A 20,840-nucleotide genomic window follows, 5' to 3' on the forward strand; every position below is an offset into this window, starting at 1 on the left:
AAAAAACTTTATTCATCGTGCAATGCCTCGGCCGGATGTACTTTCATCGCTCCATAGGCGGGATACCAGATTCCGGCAACAATCATCAGCGCCATAAGCATCCATGTCAAAACGAGAGCCGATAAAAAACGTACGGCATCGAAAGGCATCTTGCCCACATCCACCAGCTCGGCATAACCGATATTAAAAGCTATGACAGCCGCCGGCAGAGCCGCCAACGTGAGCAGCAGTATCCCCTCATACATGAGGTAGGAGAAAATACCCCGGCGCGAGCTGCCCATCGCCAGCCGCAACGCAACCTCTTTACGACGCTGCTGCGTACGGAACCAGAATGTTCCGATAACGCCCAGAAAGATATTCAGCAACAGGAAACCGAGCACGCAAAGCTGTGTCTTCCATTCGTTCATGTCTTCCAGCTCGCAGATTTCACGCAAATGCCCGAACGGTGTAATATCCAGCAGATAAAGGTTGCCCACCTGATAAAGACGGTCGGCCTCATCCATCAGCTTTTCGGCAAAGTCCTTATCGGCATCTTCGGAAACGCGCAAACTGACGGTGATATAACGGGGGTCTGCAAAATCCCGTAACCTGTTCACGTCAAGCGGAAGGGCGGCAAAAGCCCCGCCCCACTGCGACGGCGTATGGAAATGCGACCAGCGCACAGGCGTACCCACCGCACCGATGCGGCGGCGGACGTCCTTACCGTAGTTCAAAAGCGAAACTTCCCGTCCCTGCAAAGATGCGCTACCGCCCGTTTCCGGATGTCCTTCGGTGAGGTTGGAAGATACCACCAGTTCATCGTTACGGAGTGCGGCCTCTACTTTGGCGAAATCCGCTTCTTCCGTAAAGGAGTAACGGAAGACACGGAAGAAGTCCGCGGTGACCCAAAGAAGACGCGCGTTGACGGCCACAGAGTCAATGCCCAAGTCGATGCCGTTGCTACCCTCATTGTACGGAAAACAGTTTTGCGAAAGGGCGACGGCCTCTACACCGGGACAATGACGCAGCCTGTCCGTAAGCCGGAGTAAATCATCCATATCGTCATCCGCAGTCAGCTCCGGATTATAAAGAGGCGAGTTCGCTCCCAGCCTGCTTACGGTAATGTTGTAGCAATGCTCCGTATCAAATCCCATCGGAGCGTGATAGACGCGTGTGGTGACAAGCGTCCAGTCCACAATATACCACAGCACGACAAAGACCAGCAGCAACTCCACAAAGAGAAAAAGATTGCTGCTCCACTCGTTCTTTATTTGTTTCAATATCGTTTTCATAATCATCGTTTACCTTTGGTTAATCGCATCCGTTATATTCATTCTCGAAGCGCGCCATGCCGGTATGCCCGCCGAAAGGATGTTCATCAGCAAGCAGAAGCCGAAAGCCGCAAGAAACGCCCAGGGCGAAAGCAGCATGCCCGGTGTCAGTGTGGTTTCACCGCTGAGGTAGGCATTGGTGCTGTTGTCGAAGAGGAAGCCGTTCAGCAGGAAAGTGGCGGCATAGCTCAGCGCAAGTCCCAATACGCCGGCAAACAATGTCAGCAACAGGTTCTCAAAGAATATCTGGCGCATCAGCTCCCCACCCGTAGCCCCGAAAGCCTTGCGCACGCCTATCTCCGCCATGCGCTTACGCATACGGGAAAGCGTCATGCTGCTCAGGTTGATGGCAGGTACAAGCAACAGAATGACGATAACGAGCGTGTAATGCAGGATAATGGCTTTGGTATCGGGCGTTTCGCTCCACTTGCGGTAAAGATTGGCAAACTGTTCATCGGGTTGCCCGCGGTAAAACACTTCCGAGTCACGCAGCCCGTCGTTATATTTGCGGCGGAGTTGTTCCACCTCCTCACGGATAGCCGGAAAATCGGCTACGGAATGTGCGAGGATAACCGCTCTCATCTGTCCCATAGTGTCTTCCCACCACGTCAGCCGGTTAATATCCGTGGAAGTATAAGGCACCCACACCTGCGCATAAGCAGAAGTGGCAAGTACGGACACATCCGCCACCACACCGGATATACGGTACTCCACATGGTTCAGTTGTACCGTTTTTCCCGCAACGTCCGTCGTGCCGAACAGGCGGCGCGCCACCGTAGCGCTCAGCACGGCGCATGGCAGTCCGGCATCGCTGTCGGCCTTTGTAAACGCCTTGCCGCTGAGAAACCGGAACCGGAAGATAGACCAAAAGGCATCGTCCGTCTGCACCATGTCGGCAGTGGCCTTGTTGCCCGCCGGCAAAGACACACGTACCTTTTCGGGCAAGGAAATCAACGTGACCGCTTCCGCCGTGGTGAGATTCTTAAAGCACTCGCGCCCCGTACGTACCGACATGCGGGCGTTGGACGAATCACCGTCGCTCCCACCCTTGTTCTTGACGGACATGGCAGACACATACAGCGAACGGCTGCGGTTCACTTCCGGCTCACAGTCCACAAGCCTTACCTGAAAGGTGATGACAAGCACCATAATCATACAGATGGCCAATGCCGTACCCAGTACGGAAACCCACGTTATGATAGGATTCTCGCGCAAATGATATAGCGCTTGCTGAAAATAAAGACGTATCATATTCTGTTATCGGTTTAATTTCTTGAATTCATTCATCGTGCAGAGCTTCCGCCGGTTGTACCTTCATCGCCTTACGCGCCGGAATACCGATACCAATCGTAATCATCAATCCTATCAGGACGAAACTTACGGCCGCGCAAAGCAACAGACGCCCCCACTCCAGCGTCGTACCGTTGCGCCAAGAATTCAGTTCCATGCTTGCCAGGTTATAATCAATGATGAATGCTATCGGGGTGATAAGTAACAGCAAAAGCAGTCCTTCGCTTATCAGACGGACGAAAATACTCATGTCCGATGCTCCATGCGCCTTATGCAGGGCAATCTCCGAACGGCGCTGCTGGGTACGGAACCAGAAAGTGCCGAGCAGCCCCAGGAAGATATTCAGCAGCAGGAATCCCATTCCCATCACGTAATTACGCAAATCATTGCTCCATGACTGCTGGAAATTACGGCGGATATCCTTAAAAGAACGCACTTCGGAAATATAGACGTTGCCGATGCGGAACTGCTTCTCGCTGTCCGCCTTCAGGCGCCGGATAAAATCATGGTCTTGATTAGCCCGGACACGCAAGCAAAGTTCCAACCCAATATCGTACCAGTCCAGTTTATAGAGAAAAGTATAAGAGCTTCGAGCTTGTTGGAAGTCGTTGTAACGTACATCCTTTAAAGCCGCCCCCAATCGATAAGTTTGTGTTGTATCACCAAAAAGCTGGCAACGTTTGCCTACAAGTTCTGTCAGCGGACGACCGTACTTCCGGTAGAGGTTATCGGAAGCAAGGAACTCTCCTTTTTCCAACATCCCGGCAAGCTGTTCGGGCGTTTCACCGCGTGTACCCTGATAACGGAACACACGTACAAAATCGGGAGTTACCATACGGCGGATAGTCCAACTATCAGAAACCAGTGTATCATACCGAACCATATCAGTAGAATTGCTGCCATTGTATGGATAGGAATTTTGCGAGAGACTTACCGCCTCAATTTCCGGACGGCGGCGTAAGCGGTCTACAAGTTCAAGAATATCGGCATCTTCCTGTTCATCGGTTTGGTTCGGAATATAATCAGAACTCTTGTCCGTGAGTTTTCCCATCTCAATAAGGTAACAATGACTGATGTCAAAGCCTCGCGGTTCCAAGTAGGTAGCTGCACGCGTATAGAGATAATCTACCACAAACCACATCACAACGCTCACAACCAGCAGTTCCAAAGCCAGCCACAGGTTATTGCGCCATTCATTCTTTATCTGTACCAAAAGTTTCTTAGTCATTTCTTTCTGCGATTAATAGTTAGCGACGAGCGTTTAGTGCAACCGTCCACCCAATGCATTCACTATCCCGATACGTGAAGCGCGCCATGCCGGAAAACCGCTGCTCATCAAGTTCAGCACAAAGCAAAAGAGCAGCGCCCAGGCAAAGGTGGAAGCATGCAGCAGGATTGAAGCGTCCACTTCCGGCGGATTCAAAGTCTGGCTGAACTCCTGCGCAAAAAGCAACGTGTTGCCCACGTACGCAAAAACCACGCTCAGCAGCAGGCCGACAATACCGGCCAATAAGGTTATCACCAGATTCTCCGCTATAATCTGCCCCATCAGCTCCATGCGCGTACTGCCGAAAGCACGGCGTACCCCGATTTCCGCTACCCGCTGACGCAAACGGCTCTGCGTCATGCTCGAAAGATTGATGGCAGGCACTATCAGCAAGATAACGAAGATGATAATCCGCTGGCGGCGGGCCGCATCCACATCCGGTTCGATATTGGCGCCGAAAGCGATGGCATTCTTTTCCTGGTCGTAGGGACGGTTACGGTAAATCAGTTCCCAGCCGTTCTTTCCGATGAGCGTGTTGTACGCCGATTTACGGCGTTCGGCTTCCCGGCGGATAGCGGGAAAATCATCCCGGCTACGCGCCAGTATCGTGCAACTCATCATTCCCATATGCCGGTCGTTCCACGTATCATTATCCATACCCGTCGAGGTATACGGAACCCATACCTGCCCGTAAGCGCAATCCGCCAGCGTGGACACATCTTTCACGACACCGGCCACGCGATAGGGCGCATGACTGAGGAGAAATTCACGTCCCGCCACATCGGTCGTACCGAAAAGGCTGCGCGCTACACTTTCCGTAAGTACGGCCGCCGGTTGTCCGGCGTCGAATACGGCTTTATCGTAGGGCTTTCCATCGATAAAGGAGAAGTCGAACACACGCCAGAAGATGTCGTCCGTCTGCCGCAAATCCACGCTGACCGCCGGCTTGCCCGGCAAAGAAACAGGTGTGGATACCGGGAAAATGGTATAAATAGTGACGGCTTCCGGTGTTTTCAGCGACTGGAAACATTCACGGGCGGTCTGCACGCTCATCGGTCCGTTGCTCGTCCCTTCGCCCCAGTTCGAGTTGGAGATGCTCATCGACTTGACGTGCAGAAAGCGGTCGCGATTACTTTCGGGCGCGAAAGGAGCCACCTTTACCTGCTGCATCATTACCACCAGCATAATCAGGAAGATGGCAAGCGCTGTACCGGCTATACCGACCGCACTCATCAACGGTTGCTGGCGAAGCTGCGCCCACGCTTGTGTAAAATATTGCTTTATCATCTGTTCATTCGCTATTTTAACAGTACACTATAATCAGTTTTCTACTTTTACTCTTCGTGCAATGCCTCTGCCGGCTGTATGCTGACAGCTTGCTGCGCCGGAAACCAGATTCCCACTATCACCATCGACGCCATCAGCAGCCATGCGCCCAACGTGCCCGACAGGAAACGAAGGAAACTCCATTCCACCGGCCAGGTGGTAATCAATTCGGTATGTCCCATCGTAAATTCGGCAATGCCCACATTGTAGCATACAATCATGGCCGGGAGCGTAACAAGGGTCAGCAACAGCAATCCCTCTCCCATAAGCAAACAGAATATCTGCTTCTTCGTGCTGCCCATCGCAAGCCTTAAAGCTATTTCATTGCGACGGCGGCGGGTACGGAACCAGAATGTACCTATCAGCCCCAAAATGTCTTTCACCCGTTTCTCCATTCCTTGCCTGATGGCCGGAAAGTCGGCAGATGAGCGCGCCAGCGCAACGACCGTATGCGCGCCGATATAGTTCCGAACGGAAACGGCATCCTGCAAATCGGCCGGATACATGCGCCACACCTGTGCGTAAGCGTCTTTGGCTATTACGGACACATCCTTCACCACCCCGCACACACGCGCCTCGTTGCGGTTCAGCAGCACCGTCTTACCTACCGCATCCGTAGTACCGAACAGTTTCCGGGCGACAGAAGCAGATATCACAATAGCGGACACATCACCGCCCCGGTCCGAATCATCGAATCCGCGTCCGGCGACGAACTGCATCTGGAACACTTTCCAGAAACCCGGATCCGTCTCCATGGCATCCACCTTTACGCTGTTAGTGCCATCGGGCATGGAAACCAAAGCAACTCCCGCCGGAACAAACGCCGTACAAGCCTCCACTTCCGGCAACGGCTGCACGCACTCTTTCATAAAAGCCGGCGAACAGGAGCTATAAGTATTCCACTCCTTATTTTCTTTGCCCTGCAAATGCATCTTACTTATATATAAGCAACGGCTGCGGTTCACTTCCGGCTCCATATCCGCATATTTCATCTGCCAGGTAATTACAATCGCCATAATCATGGTTATGGCAAATGCCGTACCCAATATGAAGATGGTACTCAGCAACGGATTCTGCCGCAGAAGCATAAGGGCTTGACGAATGGTTTGCATGGTGATGAGGGGGGGATAAGTTATGGGTTATGAGTTATAAGTTATGAGTTATGGGGGATGAAGGGCGGGAATTATTCTACCTGACGGCCGTCGAAGAAGCGGACGGTACGGCTGGTTTGTCTGGCCTGTTCTTCATTGTGGGTCACCATTACGATGGTGCGTCCGTCTTCTTTATTCAACTGATGCAACAGCTCCATGACTTCCGCACCCATCTTGGAGTCCAGATTACCGGTAGGCTCATCGGCGAGTATTATCTCCGGATTGCCGATGATGGCGCGCGCAATGGCAACACGCTGGCACTGACCGCCGGAAAGCTGTGTAGGCATGTGGCGCATACGGTGGCTCAAACCCACCTTCTGCAATACTTCCTCTGCCAGACGGCGACGCTCCTTGGCCGACACCTTTCTGTACAGCAAAGGCAGCTCCACGTTATCCAGTACATTCAGCGAATTAATCAAGTGGAAAGACTGGAACACAAACCCCAGCTTCCGGTTACGGAAAGCCGCCAGTTCCCTGTCCTTCATGCCATCCACCTTAATGCCGGCTATTTCAATCGTTCCGCCGGTAGGCGCATCCAGCAAACCCATAATGTTCAGCAAAGTAGACTTACCGCAACCGGAAGGACCCATGATACTGAGGAATTCCCCCTTGTTCACTTCGAGGTTTACATTCTCCAACGCTACGGTTTCAATCTCGTTCGTACGATAAATCTTGTTGATGCCAGTTAACTTAATCATAATGGTAAGTATTTAATTGTTATTTCAGTTTCAGCTTATTCTTGTTCTTATACTGGCTCATGTCGCTCACCACCACTTCATCACCCGGTTGCAAGCCGCCAATAACTTCCACAAACTCAAAGTTGGAATCGCCCAGCTGTACTTTGCGCTTCACAATCTCGTTATCGGAATTGCGGACAAACAGTTCGTATTCCCCACGTCCCACATAGTAAGAAGCGTTGGCAATGCGCAACACGTCCTCTTTCACGGCGTTCATCACATACACATCCGTTTTCAGGCCGGAGCGGAGACGGCGGTTGTTATCCTCATTCAGTTGTACGGTAAAGGAGATAACGCCGTTCTTGGACAACGGAGTGACACTGCTGACCGCCCCTTCCAGTTTCTCATTGCCAATCTTCACAACGGCCTTGCCGCCGGCAGATACACGGTCGCCGTACGTATCGGCTATCTCGCCCTCTACTTTGAAGTGGCTCAAATCGGAGATGACGGCAATCTGCGAACCCTCCGCCACCTGCGCGCCAATCTGGTTATTGATGTAAGTAAGGATGGCCTTACGTGGCGAACGGATTTGCGCGTCGTCCAGCGTACGTTTGGTTTCGGCCAGCGTCTTGCGGAAAATGCTGAAATCCAATTCCTGCACCTGGTATTCCGCATCCAGCACTTCTTTCTCGTTGGCATACTGTTGCTTCAACTGTTCGTATTCCAACTCGGCCACATTATAGCTCAGCTCCGCCTGACGCACTTTATCGGTAGTGCCGGAGCCGAGGCTGTCGAGGTATTGCTCATTACGCAGCTCCACCTTTTTGCGGTTCAGCTGCATGGCAGAAACCTTTATCTTCATCTGCAAGTCATTCAGCTTGGTCATGTTCTCCAGTTTGAGCTGTTTCAGCTTGTAGCTGCGCATCTGTTCCTCGTCCAGTTTCTGCTTATAATCGGTTTCGGCGCTCTGCAAGTCCAGCTTCAGGATAGGCGTGCCTACATCCACGCTGTCGCCACCTTTCTTATATACTTCCAGAATACGGGTATTGATAGGCGAATTGATAATCTCCTCAAAGGCAGGAACCACCTTGCCTGAAGCGCTTACGCTGACCTCGATAGTGCCCTGGTTCACTTTAGAAAACACAAGGTCTTTTTCTTTCACGCCGGTACGCATCAACGAAATGAGTACACTGATAACGACGATACCCGCAGCGCCCATGCCGCCATAACGAATGATTTTCTTGTTACGTTCTTTGTTACGAACTTCTTTCGGAATCTCTCTATCCATATTCTCTGTCTTTATTTACTGTTTTATGTTGCCGCCGTCCTGTCGCGTAAACGGACAGCCGCGATTCTTCGTCCTTATACTTGCGAAATCCGTGCCAAAAATGTAAATCATTGAAAACAAGCGTTAAAACAAAAAAGAAGAGTGTCCGTTTTCGGACACTCTGTACATTTTCGGATAGCGGGCCGGTACACAAAAGGGACAGGCAAGGCACATCCCGCCGACAACATGCTTTAGTAACGGCAATACCAACCTTTGGTACAGCCGATACCAACAGCCGGTACAAGGAATACCAACGCTTGGTACGACGTGTACCTAAGGCTGGTACGCTTCGTACCTAAGCAGGGTACACGACGTACCAAAGCGCGGTATCTCTTTGGTACGCGCACCTCACTGAATTACAATAGAATATAAAAGCCGTAATCCGCTTATCTCAAACGCAGCCTGTCGCCTACTTCCGGCACGTATTCCGCATCCTTGCGGTTCATCTTATACAGGTTCTTCAGGCGGATGCCGTACGTCTGCGAGATGGAGTGCATGGAATCGCCGTCCTTCACGATATAAACGGTATGAGGCTTGGCCGCTTTCTTGCGCTTGCCTTTCAGATAGATGATATCGCCGGCCTCTAAGGTATAGTCTTTGTGCAGGTCGTTATATTTCACCAGTTTGCGCCAACTGATGCCGAACTCCTTGCCCAGGAAGTGGAAGGTATCTCCGTCACGTGCCACGACATAGGCTATGTCATTGGCGATATACACCTGGTGCGGATTGGCGAGCCAGGGCTTCTTCTTCAATTCCTTCTCCCAATTGCGGGCTTCACGCTTGCTCATGCCGCGGCTATCATACTTATACAAGTCGTAGTCCTCGATGATGGTTATCAAGCGGTTGGCGTAAGAGGGGTCTGTGGCATAGCCCGCTTTTTTCAGGCCGCGCGCCCAGCCTTTGTAGTCGGTAATCTTCAACTTAAACAGGAAAGCGTAGCGGGCGCCGCGTTTCAAGAAAAGCGAGTGGTCTTCGTAGGAATCCTTCGGATTGCGGTAGGCGCGGAAACACTCGTTACGGGCATCATCGTCGTGCCGCACGCTGCGTCCCCGCCAACTGCTTCCGCACTTTATGCCGAAGTGGTTGTTGCTTTTACGCGCCAGCGTACTTTGCCCCGCACCGCTTTCCAGCAGACCTTGCGCCAGCGTAATGCTGGCGGGTATCTTATGTTCCTTCATCTGCTCTACGGCAAGCGGAGCATATTCCTTTATGTATTCATTGTAGCGGGAGTTTCTGCGTTGCGCCTGCGTGGCTACGGAAACAAGAAGAAGCGCTATGATAGCGGTCAGTCTGAAAATAGGTTTCATGCTTCAAATGTTGAATTTGACACAAAAGTCTGCAAAAGAATTGAAAAAACCAATCTCTTTCCTATCTTTGTAACATTAATTACAATAAACCATTACTCTATGAAAGACCTGAACATACAGATTGCTATCAAGATATACGACTACGAAGAACTGAGTGCCGCCGACCGCGAGCTGATGGATGCCGCCCGTCAGGCAACTTTCCGCAGCTATGCCCCCTACTCGCATTTCTCCGTGGGCGCGGCAGCCCGATTGGCAAACAATACGATTGTTACAGGTACCAATCAGGAGAATGCAGCCTATCCGTCGGGACTTTGCGCGGAACGCACCACCTTGTTCTATGCCAACTCCCAATATCCCGACCAAGCCGTAGAAACGCTTGCCATAGCCGCCCGCAACGAACGCGGGGAGTTTCTGGAAGAACCCATTCCCCCATGCGGCGCCTGCCGGCAGGTGATGCTCGAAACGGAGAAACGCTTCAAACGCCCCATGCGCATCTTGCTGTTCGGCGAAAAAGGCATTTATGAACTGAAGAATGTAAGCGCATTGCTGCCGCTTTCATTCGATGCGTCTTCCATGTTATAAACAAGATGTGTACCTTATTATAAATAAAATGCGTACCTTTGCAACCGCTAACCAATAAATACCACCGATGAGAATAGTTAAGTAAAGACAGCACATTTCGGTAAACATCACTTTATACATGCTTTTCATATCAGAACGCTGAGCATCACTCAAAAGGTGTATGTTTGGCCCTTACTGTGTTTGTCTGTTCCCCACAGCCTTGCGAGAGTTGAAAATGTGTCATGCGGACACCTATGTTATCTACCCTGAACACAGTATTTTTATGAGTATCATTATCAAAGACCTCAGCTATATCCATACCGATAAGGAAGTTTTGTTTTCCAACCTCAATCTGATTATCAATTCCGGAGAAAAGACCGCGCTGACAGGCAACAACGGTTGCGGAAAGTCCACCCTGATGCGTATCCTTGCGGGAGAAGTATCGCCGGGCGGCGGCAGCGCGTATTGCTCCGGGCATCTTTTCCATGTGCCCCAGCATTTCGGGCAGTACGACGGACAGACGGTTGCGCAGGCATTGGGCATAGACCGTAAGCTAACCGCTCTCCACGCCATCCTGAACGGTGATGCGGCGGAAGAACACTTCGTCCGGCTCGATGACGACTGGAATATCGAAGAACGAGCCCAAGCCGCGCTCGACGCATGGCAGTTGGCCGGTATCTCCCTTTTGCGCCCGTTAAAGGGGTTGAGCGGCGGAGAGAAAACACGCCTGTTCCTCGCCGGCATGGAGCTGGGAAAGCCGGACACCATACTGCTGGACGAGCCGACCAATCATCTGGATACCGCCGGACGGGAACGCTTGTATGATTTCGTACGCCGCACTTCGGCTACGGTACTCGTTATCAGCCACGACCGTACCCTGCTAAACCTGCTACCCGCCATTTGCGAGCTTTCCCGCAACGGACTGGCTTACTACGGCGGTAATTACGACTTCTATAAAGAACAGAAGGAAGTGCACCGCAACGCCCTGCAACAGCAGTTGGAAGAAAAAGAAAAGGCTTTGCGCCTCGCCCGCAAAACCGCCCGTGAAGTGGAAGAACGGAAAGCCAGGCAAAACACACGAGGCGAAAAGGCTTCCATAAAGAAAGGTATTCCGCGTATCCTGTTGGGCGGCCTGAAAAATCACGCCGAAAACAGCAGTAGCAGGCTCAGTAATGTCCACGCCGAAAAGGCGGGAAAGATTCAGCAGGAAATAACAAGCCTGAAAGGCTCCTTATCGCGAACCGACAAGTTGAAAACAGACTTCAACGCCCCGGCATTGCATACAGGCAAAATACTCGTTACGGCACGGGATATCAATTTTCATTACCCGGACAGCGACGCAAATCTTTGGCCGGCTCCCCTCAGCTTTCAGCTGCGCAGCGGCAGCCGATTGTGCATTAAAGGGAATAACGGCAGCGGTAAGACAACCCTGCTGAAACTGATTACCGGCGAACTGGCACCGACCGGCGGAGCGATAGAGCGTGCAGACTTTACCTATGTTTATCTGGATCAGGAATACTCCCTTATCCAAAATGGATATACCGTTTCGGAACAAGCGGAAACCTTCAATCTGCGGCATCTGCCGGAACATGAAATAAAGACCATCTTAAACCGTTATCTTTTCCCGCAGGACGTTTGGAACAAGCCTTGCGGCAAATTAAGCGGCGGTGAGAAAATGCGCCTTGCCTTCTGCTGCCTGATGATTGCCGATAACACTCCCGACATATTTATGCTGGACGAACCTACCAATAATCTGGACATCGAAAGCGTTGAAATCATCACGGCCGCGATACGTAACTATCAAGGTACCATACTTGTTATCTCGCACGACCGGGAATTTCTGAAAGAAGCGGGAATTGAACAAGAAATAAGCTTTTTTCTGTAAAATTGGTAAAAACAACTGTAATCCATATACACAAACTAATGATAAACTCCGTATTTTTGCGACGATAAAACTATTATGACTATGTTACGTACTATCAGACTGACACTTGCAATTGTATTCTTTGCGCTCGTCACGCTCCTGTTCCTCGATTTTACCGGAACGCTGCACGGATGGATGGGCTGGATGGCAAAGATACAGTTTCTCCCCGCACTGCTCGCACTGAATGTAGGTGTGGTATTGCTGCTTGTTGTATTGACCTTGCTGTTCGGACGGGTCTATTGTTCCGTTATCTGTCCGCTCGGCGTATTTCAGGATGTCATCTCCCGGTTTGCGGGCAAACGGAAGAAAAACCGCTTCCGCTACTCTCCCGCAAAAAAATGGCTGCGTTATGGAATGCTGGCATTGTTTGCCGTCACCCTCATTGCGGGGGTACGTTTTCATGCGGTCGCTTCGCTGCTCGAACCGTACAGCTCTTATGGGCGTATCGCTTCCAATCTTTTCGCTCCCGTCTACCAGTGGGGCAACAATCTGCTGGCATACCTGGCGGAACGGGCGGACAGCTACGCTTTCTATGAAACAGAGGTGTGGATGAAAAGCCTGCCTACGTTCATCATAGCGTCCCTTACTTTTGCCGTACTCATCATATTGGCATGGAGAGGCGGGCGTACGTACTGTAACACGATTTGTCCGGTGGGTACGGTACTCGGCTTCTTGTCCAAGTATTCCTTTTTCAAACCGGTTATAGACACAGCGAAGTGCAACGGCTGCGGACTTTGCGCACGCAACTGCAAAGCTTCGTGCATCAACTCCAAAGCTCACGAAATCGATTACAGCCGTTGCGTGGCGTGCATGGATTGTCTGGATAAATGTAAGCAGGGCGCCATCATCTACACCCGCCGTCATAAAGCAGGTGTAGAGAAAGTAGCTGCCCGGAATCAGTCCCGTGCAGCGACCGGTGCTGCCGAACCGATAGATGATACCCGGCGCGCATTCCTCTCGGCAACGGCAGTGTTGGCCGCTACCGCGGCCTTAAAGGCGCAAGAGAAGAAAGTGGATGGCGGACTGGCTGTCATCGAAGATAAGAAGATACCCGCACGTGCCGCCGCCATCACTCCGCCGGGGTCGTTGAGCGCACGCAATTTCGCGCAACACTGTACAGCCTGCCAACTATGCGTTGCCGTATGTCCCAACCAAGTACTGCGCCCCTCTTCCGACCTGACGAAACTGATGCAGCCGGAAATGTCCTACGAGCGCGGCTACTGCCGTCCCGAATGTACCAAGTGTTCGGAAGTGTGTCCGGCAGGTGCAATCCGGCCGATAACGAAAGCTGACAAATCTGCTATCCAGATAGGCCACGCCGTATGGATAAAGGAGAATTGCATCTGCATCACCGATGACGTGGAATGTGGAAACTGCGCCCGCCATTGTCCGGTCAGCGCCATACAAATGGTAGCTTCAGACCCCGGGAATCCGGAGTCAAAAAAAATACCCGTTGTCAATACCGAACGCTGCATCGGCTGCGGAGCATGTGAGAATCTTTGCCCGTCACGCCCGTTCAGCGCAATCTATGTGGAAGGACATATTATGCACAGGACGGTGTAAAGACCAGGTGAAAAAGCAGTAATACGATGAGGTGATGAGATAATGAAGTGATGAGACGCTGAAGTAGCGCTGAAGCAGTGATGAAGCAGTGATGAAGCGGCAAGGTAATGAAAGAGTATCATCACGAATTATATAAATAAACGACTGAATCAATTAATATCATTGGGGACTTATGGATAAGAATAATAACCATAACAATAATAATAGCAATAAGATTAATCGCCGGGACTTTTTCAAGCTTGCCGGCGCAGGGACGCTCGCATCGGCAGCCGCGCTGTATGGCTGTTCCGGTAAAAACAACAGTTCGGACAGCGAATCGGCCGCTTTGGGCGAGATTCCTACCGATAAGATGGTCTACCGCACCAATCCTACTACGGGCGACCGTGTATCGTTATTAGGCTACGGCTGTATGCGCTGGCCTACCCGGAAACGGGCTGACGGAAACGGGGATGAGATAGACCAGGAAGCCGTCAACGAACTGATAGACTATGCCATTGCCCACGGCGTGAATTACTTCGATACATCCCCGGCATATGTGCAGGGTATGTCCGAGCGTGCCACGGGTATCGCCCTGAAGCGCCACTCGCGTGAAAAGTTCTTCCTCGCCACCAAACTGTCCAACTTCAGTCCCAGCACCCACAGCCGTGAGGAGTCACTTGCCATGTATCACCGCTCTTTCCGTGAACTGCAAGTGGATTATATCGATTATCTGCTGTTGCACGGTATCGGCATGGGCGGTATGGAAGCCCTGCGCAGCCGCTATCTGGATAACGGCATGCTCGACTTCCTTCTGAAAGAACGTGAAGCGGGGCGCATCCGCAATCTCGGTTTCTCTTATCACGGCGACATCAAAGTTTTCGATTATCTCCTCTCCCGACACGACGAACTGAAATGGGATTTCGTACAAATCCAGCTGAACTACGTCGACTGGAAACATGCCAAAGAAGTAAATACCCGCAATACGGATGCCGAATATCTGTATGGAGAACTCGTAAAGCGCGGCATACCTGCCGTCATCATGGAGCCGTTATTGGGCGGACGCCTCTCCAAACTGAACGACCACCTGATGGCACGCCTGAAACAACGCCGTCCGCAAGACAGCGTAGCTTCCTGGGCATTCCGCTTTGCCGGAACCTTTCCCGATGTGCTGACGGTGTTAAGCGGCATGACGTATATGGAACATCTGCAAGACAATCTCCGCACCTTCTCCCCGCTCGACCCCTGCACGGAAGAAGAAATGGCGTTGCTGGAAGATACGGCGCAGATGATGCTGACCTATCCCACCGTTCCGTGCAACGACTGCAAATACTGCATGCCTTGTCCCTACGGTCTGGACATCCCCGCCATATTGCTGCATTACAACCGATGCATCAACGAGGGCAATGTGCCTAAAAGCAGTCAGGACGAGAACTATCGCGAAGCACGCCGCGCCTTCCTCATCGGCTATGACCGCAGCGTACCGAAGCTTCGCCAGGCAAGTCATTGTACCGGATGCAACCAATGCAACCCGCATTGTCCGCAGGGCATTGATATTCCCAAAAAGTTACAGGAAATAGACCTATTTGTAGAAAATCTCAAACAAGAGAGACTATAATACAAACGGAGAAAGAAAATACGCCCTATCTTTGGCGGAGCAAATAATGAAGAAAGTAATACGAATGAAGAAAAAAGCAATATTACTCCTTTCGATAACCGGTATCTGGGCAATGGCGGGATTCGCGCAAACAACAAAAGACAGCACGCGCATTGCCGGAAGCCTGACAATAGATGAAGTGGTAGTCACCGGAACAAGAAACGAAACGGATATACGGCATCTGCCAATGACCATCTCCGTAGTCAACCGCAAAGTGCTGGAACAAAGTTTTCAGCCGTCCGTTCTGCCCGTACTGACGGAGCAAGTGCCCGGCCTGTTCACCACGAGCCGCGGTATCATGGGATACGGCGTGTCTACGGGAGCGGCGGGCGGAATGAGCCTGCGCGGTATCGGCGGCAGTCCTACGGCAGGCTTGCTGGTGCTGATTGACGGACATCCCCAATATATGGGATTAATGGGGCACCCCATTGCCGACGCCTATCAGACCATGCTGACCGACCGGGTGGAAGTGCTTCGTGGCCCCGCCTCGGTGCTGTACGGCTCCAACGCCATGGGCGGCGTCATCAATATCGTGACCCGCAAGATGCAGGAAGACGGCATAAAGACCAATGCGCAAATTGGTTACGGTTCCTACAATACATTACAGACGGAGGTTTCCAACCGCATCAAGAAAGGGCGTTTCAGCAGTATCGTCACCGGCTCTTACAACCGTACCGACGGACATCGCGACGATATGGAATTCGAGCAATACGGCGGTTACGCCAAGCTGGAGTATGACTTCAACGATGCCTGGAAACTGTGGGGCGACGTAAATATCACCCAATTCAAGGCTTCCAATCCGGGCGAAGCCGGTAATCCGTATATAGACAATGATTCACGCGTCACGCGCGGCATGACTTCGTTCGCTCTCGAAAACCATTATGAGAAAAGCTCCGGCGCCTTGAGTTTCTTTTACAACTGGGGACGCCATAAAATCAACGACGGCTATCATCCCGGCGGAACACCGCAGGAATCCCACTTCAATTCCAAAGACCGGATGCTGGGCGTGTCGTGGTACCAAAGCGCAACGCTTTTCACCGGCAACCGTCTGACTATGGGTTTCGACTATCAGCACTTCGGCGGCGAATCATGGAACAGAGTGGTGGCCACCGGCGAACGTATTCCGGGGGTAGACAAGCAAATGGATGAATTTGCCGGATATGTCGACTTCCGTCAAGACCTCGGCGAATGGCTGTCTTTGAATGCCGGTATCCGTGTAGACCATCATTCGCACGTAGGTACGGAATGGATTCCGCAAGGCGGACTTTCGTTTCACTTGCCCGAACAGGTGGAAATAAAGGCGATGGTAAGCAAGGGATTCCGCAATCCCACTATTCGTGAAATGTACATGTTTCCGCCGCAGAACCCGGATTTAAAAGCAGAAAGTCTGATGAATTACGAGCTGTCCTTCTCACAAAGAATGTTGGACGGTGCTTTGTCTTACGGCATAAATATCTACTACATCGACGGTGACAACATGATTATGACCGTTCCCACGGACGGCAAACCCAAGAATGTCAATACCGGCGAGATTGAGAACTGGGGTTTCGAAACCAATATCGGCTACCGCATCAATCCTCACTGGCAAGTAAACGCCAATTATAGCTGGCTGCACATGGAGAATCCGGTGGTTGCCGCTCCCGAACATAAACTCTATGCGGGCGTTGACTTTACACGAGGCCGCTGGGGAGTATCAACCGGGGTGCAATATATAAAAGACCTTTACACCAACGTAAGCAAAGGTAAGGAGAAGAAAGAAAGTTTTGTTCTTTGGAATCTGCGTGCCAATTATCGTTTATGCCGTTATGCCGACCTCTTTGTAAGGGGTGAGAATCTGCTGGCGCAACGTTACGAAATCAACGACGGCTTCCCGATGCCCAAAGCCACCGTTATGGGCGGAGTGAACATCAACTTCTGACAAAATCAGGCATTACCGTCGTCAAGACCGTAGCTATTTGGAATAATAGTTATAACTTTGTAAGCATAAAAATGATTATTTGATAAACCAATAAGATTACTCTATAAACTATAAGAACATGGAAACAAAAACTGTAAAACTCTATTCGCTGGATTACAGCAATGCAAAAACTTACTTAATGGCCGCATTGTTCATTGCAGGCAATATGGCGCTTCCTCAGCTTTTCCACCTTATACCGCAAGGTGGTATAACATGGTTGCCCATCTATTTCTTTACCCTGATCGGCGCCTACAAATTCGGCTGGAAAGTGGGATTGCTGACTGCCGTTCTTTCTCCGGTAATCAATTCGCTGCTGTTCGGAATGCCTCTTCCGGCAGTGCTTCCCGCCATTCTGTTGAAGTCCGTATTACTGGCGGTAGCAGCCGGTTGGGCGGCACACCGCTTCAACCGCATCTCTCTGCCTATTTTATTGGCTGTCGTACTGTTCTATCAGGTGGCAGGTACTTTAGGAGAGTGGGCTATGGTTGGCAGCTTCTTCCAGGCCGTACAAGATTTCCGTATCGGTCTGCCGGGAATGGCGATGCAGGTAGCAGGCGGGTATGCGTTGATAAAATATAGCGCATCGCTGTAATACATTGCAGGATTATCAAAAGTGGCGGAACTGTTTTCCGTACACTGTTTTACCAAAAGTATAGAGGCCGTTGGCCTCAACTCAAAAAGAAAACCTTAGAATCGATAATCAGAGAAAGAAATGATGAACTTTTTCCGCTTATCGAATTCTAAGGTTTCAACCAATATAATCTACGAGAATCAAAAACGTCAGTTTCTCAACAAAGAGACAGAACCGCTTACTTTATCTTATCATATTGCTGTTCTGCTTTAATTTCCGCATAAGCAGGCGCATCTATCATCTCGACCAATGCCCTCAAAACAGGTCCTTCACCCATAGGGTCGTTTTTCCATTGCGGACGGTTATAATAAAATGATAAAGAAGGCATAATTCCCGTACCTACACAAATTGCAGTGACATCACCCTCGGGCGTGATTTTTGTCAGCATCCCTTTCAAGCCTTCCCATGCCACATAGATATAATCGGGATGTAACCATCCTTCTTTAACTCCCTTGGCAATGCCGAAAACAAACATGGACGTTCCGGTTATCTCTTCATAAGAATCCGGTTTGTCGAGCAACTGATGCCATAACCCGTTAGCGCCCTGATAACGGATTACTCCATCCGTCTGCATCCGGAAGTTCTCGATGACATCTTCACGCATAGGATGATTTTCAGGCATTCTCGACAGTAAATCTGCCGTTGCCATAAATATCCATCCGTTGGCTCTTGACCAATGAGCTACTCCGTGTATCTTCGTGTCGGTATGGTAACAGTGATAATATACTCCCTTTTCCGGACACCACAGATAGCGGGTATAATTCAATATCTGATTGGCAGCATCATCGAAATACTTATTATCTCCCGTCACCTCTCCCATTCTTACCAAAAAGGAAAGAGCCATAAAAGCATCATCAGCCCATACCGTATTTACATGCGGCCACAACCGGGCAATGGTACCATCGGCGAGCCGGGGTTCGGAAAACATCAAATGATGATTGGTGCTTTCAATATATTTCCGGAACGCTTCGTCAGGATGCTTCCGGTTCAAATCAATCAGGCTTGCTCCCATCGGTCCGTTATCGTCCAAACGTTTATTACGATAAATCATGTGCCAGTTCAAGGCGTTCACCGCTTTCCAACCCTCATTCTTCAGCGTTTCTTCATACAATCGGCGGAAATAAGATTGATTGTCCGCGTCAAATACGAAATCCATGTTTTTCAATACATAGTTTTCGTATTTGGAATTACCCAGCTTATTACCCAATTCCATTAAGGCGATATTGGTAACTCCGTTCGTATAGTGCCAATCCAGATATTTACTCTTGACCTTCACCGCTTTATTCAATGGCGTATTCTTTAAGGATGTATAGGTCTTCCCGCTTTTCTTATCCACAAACTCATAAGTGGTGGACGCTAAAATACGGTCGGCTATCTTCACCGCCATCTCTCTGGCTTTGTCATTCGTTTGCGCCCCTGCCGGCACGCTACACAATTGCAACACGCTTATAAAAACAAGACATAATTTTTTCATCATTCGGTATTCTATTTAATCAGAAATATATAATTCTCTATATTCGTATATCCATTGGACGCTATCTTCATGGCATCTGCCGGATCGTTCTTATCAAGGCCGTATTTATCTTCAAACTCGTCCGGCATACCGTCATTATCGGTATCCGCGGGAGCATCCGCTGATTTTATACTGCCCGGCCCTTTTGTCGGTATATCTTCTTCCGTATGGATAATCAGCCCTTTTTTCCCTAATGAAGTCAGTTCGTCGATAAGATAGGTATCCACCTCATCCCGTACGGGAAGGGAAGCTCCGCCATTATCGACAATCCATTCATAGGCTTCCTGAGCAGTCATCAGTCCTTTTATTTCGGGATGTATATCGGACGGACGTTCAAGGAACGTAGGAGAAGTTATAATCTCCTCTCCGGCTACAACCGACTTCTTCATGCAGTCCGCACGTTCCAGCTCACGGCCATTCAATACGCCATCCTTATTATCATCATAGAAGTTACCGGACAAATAGGCGCTGAAATGCTCGTTATATCGGGTAAAGGGAGCTGTCGCGCCTAACTTCTTGCCATCGTAATTATCTGTAGTTCCTACTATAAAATAATTATTCCGAATATCCGCATCCGATTTTTGCTCGGTATCCCCCATAATGTAAGCACCGCCGTTTCCCCAATTATAAAGGACATTGTTTACGAACTGATTCAGTCCTTTCACTTTCGGATTACGGGTTTTATTGTCTATATACAGATTACGGTACAAAGTAACCCCGTTGTTTATCGTAGTCTGGATAAGGCCGCCGCAAGAATGGGGTTGCAGTCCCTGCCCTATGAACGAATTCTGTATAGTGATATTCCGAGGTTGGTCGGCAGGCTTTTTAGGGTCTCCATTGATGGAGAAACATTCATCGCGTCCCCATGTTACGGACATGTGGTCGAAAATCATATCCGACCCGTAGGCGATACCGGCCGCATCTTTACCTTCACGGCCGTTCATGCCCATTCGTACACGTAAATAACGGCATATCAAATTGTCCGCCCCCGAAAAGGAAACCCGATTGCCATACACGACAACTCCGTCACCCGGAGCTGTCTGTGCTGCAATTGTCAAATTCTTTGAGAAGTCGAGAGGAGACTCTAATTTGATTACCCCCGCTACCTTAAATACAATAATACGGTTGGGCTTACTGACGGCATCACGTAAAGAACCCTTACCCGAATCCGCCAAAGTCGTTACTTGATACACTTCACCCGTTCTGCCGCCTGTGGCATGCCGTCCATACCCTTCCGCACCGGGAAAGGCCAGTACTTCACCATAATCCGGAAAAGGAACCGCCGGATTATCTTTTCCTTCTTCTTGGTTGCAGGACAGGAATACCCATGCAAGACTAAAGAGCCCTATCAGATTCATAGTACATCTCATTAATTAGAGTTTTTAGCTTTTTATTAAATTTGC

At 50.3% G+C, this 20,840-nt stretch carries 17 protein-coding genes; 7 read left to right on the top strand and 10 right to left on the bottom strand.

All coding sequences use genetic code 11. The features are described 5' to 3' along the window. Positions 1-8 precede the first annotated feature (8 nt). The 7 genes from BUB52_RS04900 to BUB52_RS04935 all read right to left on the bottom strand — a co-directional run bounded on the left by BUB52_RS04900 (position 9) and on the right by BUB52_RS04935 (position 8,309). The gene (locus BUB52_RS04900) at positions 9-1,271 is read right to left on the bottom strand and encodes an ABC transporter permease (RefSeq protein ID WP_039950681.1); all 1,263 of its coding nucleotides are present in this window, start codon (positions 1,269-1,271) and stop codon (positions 9-11) included. A 9-nt stretch (positions 1,272-1,280) separates the two neighbouring features. Then, the gene (locus tag BUB52_RS04905) at positions 1,281-2,561 is read right to left on the bottom strand and encodes an ABC transporter permease (protein WP_009121741.1); all 1,281 of its coding nucleotides are present in this window, start codon (positions 2,559-2,561) and stop codon (positions 1,281-1,283) included. Positions 2,562-2,589: 28 nt separating this feature from the next. Continuing rightward, positions 2,590-3,828: an FtsX-like permease family protein gene (locus BUB52_RS04910; RefSeq protein WP_009121740.1), complete on the bottom strand. Its 1,239-nt coding sequence runs from the start codon at positions 3,826-3,828 to the stop codon at positions 2,590-2,592. 33 nt (positions 3,829-3,861) lie between these two features. After that, positions 3,862-5,154 carry an ABC transporter permease gene (locus tag BUB52_RS04915; RefSeq protein WP_009121739.1) on the bottom strand — a complete coding sequence of 431 codons (1,293 nt, stop codon included), beginning with the start codon at positions 5,152-5,154 and terminating at the stop codon, positions 3,862-3,864. A gap of 47 nt (positions 5,155-5,201) precedes the next feature. Beyond that, positions 5,202-6,305, bottom strand: coding sequence for an ABC transporter permease (locus BUB52_RS04925; RefSeq protein ID WP_009121738.1), 1,104 nt, complete (start codon positions 6,303-6,305; stop codon positions 5,202-5,204). A gap of 71 nt (positions 6,306-6,376) precedes the next feature. Continuing rightward, entirely contained in the window at positions 6,377-7,042 is a 666-nt protein-coding gene (locus BUB52_RS04930; RefSeq protein ID WP_009121737.1) for an ABC transporter ATP-binding protein, read from the bottom strand. A gap of 19 nt (positions 7,043-7,061) precedes the next feature. Beyond that, positions 7,062-8,309 carry an efflux RND transporter periplasmic adaptor subunit gene (locus BUB52_RS04935; protein WP_009121736.1) on the bottom strand — a complete coding sequence of 416 codons (1,248 nt, stop codon included), beginning with the start codon at positions 8,307-8,309 and terminating at the stop codon, positions 7,062-7,064. A 110-nt stretch (positions 8,310-8,419) separates the two neighbouring features. Between BUB52_RS04935 and BUB52_RS15555 the strand changes: the two genes are divergently transcribed. Continuing rightward, positions 8,420-8,647, top strand: a complete 228-nt coding sequence (locus tag BUB52_RS15555; protein WP_139259693.1) for a hypothetical protein — start codon at positions 8,420-8,422, stop codon at positions 8,645-8,647. An 87-nt stretch (positions 8,648-8,734) separates the two neighbouring features. Here BUB52_RS15555 and BUB52_RS04940 read toward each other — a convergent pair whose 3' ends face one another. Continuing rightward, positions 8,735-9,655, bottom strand: coding sequence for a glucosaminidase domain-containing protein (locus BUB52_RS04940; RefSeq protein WP_039950668.1), 921 nt, complete (start codon positions 9,653-9,655; stop codon positions 8,735-8,737). 99 nt (positions 9,656-9,754) lie between these two features. On the opposite strand from BUB52_RS04940, the gene cdd reads away from it, so the two are divergent. The 6 genes from cdd (at position 9,755) to BUB52_RS04970 (ending at position 17,885) form a co-directional block, all read left to right on the top strand. After that, positions 9,755-10,237 carry a cytidine deaminase gene (cdd, locus tag BUB52_RS04945; protein WP_039950667.1) on the top strand — a complete coding sequence of 161 codons (483 nt, stop codon included), beginning with the start codon at positions 9,755-9,757 and terminating at the stop codon, positions 10,235-10,237. Positions 10,238-10,499: 262 nt separating this feature from the next. Continuing rightward, a complete protein-coding gene (locus BUB52_RS04950) occupies positions 10,500-12,101 on the top strand; it encodes an ABC-F family ATP-binding cassette domain-containing protein (RefSeq protein ID WP_039950678.1) in 1,602 nt (533 codons plus the stop codon). A gap of 81 nt (positions 12,102-12,182) precedes the next feature. Beyond that, positions 12,183-13,703 carry a 4Fe-4S binding protein gene (locus BUB52_RS04955; protein WP_039950665.1) on the top strand — a complete coding sequence of 507 codons (1,521 nt, stop codon included), beginning with the start codon at positions 12,183-12,185 and terminating at the stop codon, positions 13,701-13,703. 172 nt (positions 13,704-13,875) lie between these two features. Continuing rightward, positions 13,876-15,297 (top strand): aldo/keto reductase, encoded by a 1,422-nt coding sequence (locus BUB52_RS04960; protein ID WP_009121729.1) that lies wholly within the window; start codon positions 13,876-13,878, stop codon positions 15,295-15,297. Between the two features lie 64 nt (positions 15,298-15,361). Beyond that, complete coding sequence (locus BUB52_RS04965) at positions 15,362-17,254, top strand: TonB-dependent receptor (protein WP_039950663.1); 1,893 nt, start codon at positions 15,362-15,364, stop codon at positions 17,252-17,254. Between the two features lie 118 nt (positions 17,255-17,372). Continuing rightward, a complete protein-coding gene (locus tag BUB52_RS04970; protein WP_009121727.1) occupies positions 17,373-17,885 on the top strand; it encodes a membrane protein in 513 nt (170 codons plus the stop codon). Positions 17,886-18,102: 217 nt separating this feature from the next. Here BUB52_RS04970 and BUB52_RS04975 read toward each other — a convergent pair whose 3' ends face one another. Beyond that, entirely contained in the window at positions 18,103-19,401 is a 1,299-nt protein-coding gene (locus BUB52_RS04975; protein WP_009121726.1) for a glycoside hydrolase family 88/105 protein, read from the bottom strand. An 8-nt stretch (positions 19,402-19,409) separates the two neighbouring features. Further along, complete coding sequence (locus BUB52_RS04980; RefSeq protein WP_009121725.1) at positions 19,410-20,795, bottom strand: pectate lyase family protein; 1,386 nt, start codon at positions 20,793-20,795, stop codon at positions 19,410-19,412. Positions 20,796-20,840: the final 45 nt, after the last annotated feature.

The organism is Bacteroides clarus YIT 12056, assembly GCF_900129655.1.
Classification (GTDB): Bacteria; Bacteroidota; Bacteroidia; order Bacteroidales; family Bacteroidaceae; genus Bacteroides; species Bacteroides clarus.

Bases quoted from the DNA above. Each gene is read 5' to 3' on its own strand.
- BUB52_RS04950 (WP_039950678.1), top strand. From the start codon at position 10,500: ATGAGTATCATTATCAAAGACCTCAGCTATATCCATACCGATAAGGAA.
- cdd (WP_039950667.1), top strand. From the start codon at position 9,755: ATGAAAGACCTGAACATACAGATTGCTATCAAGATATACGACTACGAA.
- BUB52_RS04935 (WP_009121736.1), bottom strand. From the start codon at position 8,309: ATGGATAGAGAGATTCCGAAAGAAGTTCGTAACAAAGAACGTAACAAG.
- BUB52_RS04970 (WP_009121727.1), top strand. From the start codon at position 17,373: ATGGAAACAAAAACTGTAAAACTCTATTCGCTGGATTACAGCAATGCA.
- BUB52_RS04915 (WP_009121739.1), bottom strand. From the start codon at position 5,154: ATGATAAAGCAATATTTTACACAAGCGTGGGCGCAGCTTCGCCAGCAA.
- BUB52_RS04955 (WP_039950665.1), top strand. From the start codon at position 12,183: ATGTTACGTACTATCAGACTGACACTTGCAATTGTATTCTTTGCGCTC.
- BUB52_RS04960 (WP_009121729.1), top strand. From the start codon at position 13,876: ATGGATAAGAATAATAACCATAACAATAATAATAGCAATAAGATTAAT.
- BUB52_RS04930 (WP_009121737.1), bottom strand. From the start codon at position 7,042: ATGATTAAGTTAACTGGCATCAACAAGATTTATCGTACGAACGAGATT.
- BUB52_RS04965 (WP_039950663.1), top strand. From the start codon at position 15,362: ATGAAGAAAAAAGCAATATTACTCCTTTCGATAACCGGTATCTGGGCA.
- BUB52_RS04925 (WP_009121738.1), bottom strand. From the start codon at position 6,305: ATGCAAACCATTCGTCAAGCCCTTATGCTTCTGCGGCAGAATCCGTTG.
- BUB52_RS04905 (WP_009121741.1), bottom strand. From the start codon at position 2,561: ATGATACGTCTTTATTTTCAGCAAGCGCTATATCATTTGCGCGAGAAT.
- BUB52_RS04900 (WP_039950681.1), bottom strand. From the start codon at position 1,271: ATGAAAACGATATTGAAACAAATAAAGAACGAGTGGAGCAGCAATCTT.
- BUB52_RS04975 (WP_009121726.1), bottom strand. From the start codon at position 19,401: ATGATGAAAAAATTATGTCTTGTTTTTATAAGCGTGTTGCAATTGTGT.
- BUB52_RS04980 (WP_009121725.1), bottom strand. From the start codon at position 20,795: ATGAATCTGATAGGGCTCTTTAGTCTTGCATGGGTATTCCTGTCCTGC.
- BUB52_RS04940 (WP_039950668.1), bottom strand. From the start codon at position 9,655: ATGAAACCTATTTTCAGACTGACCGCTATCATAGCGCTTCTTCTTGTT.
- BUB52_RS04910 (WP_009121740.1), bottom strand. From the start codon at position 3,828: ATGACTAAGAAACTTTTGGTACAGATAAAGAATGAATGGCGCAATAAC.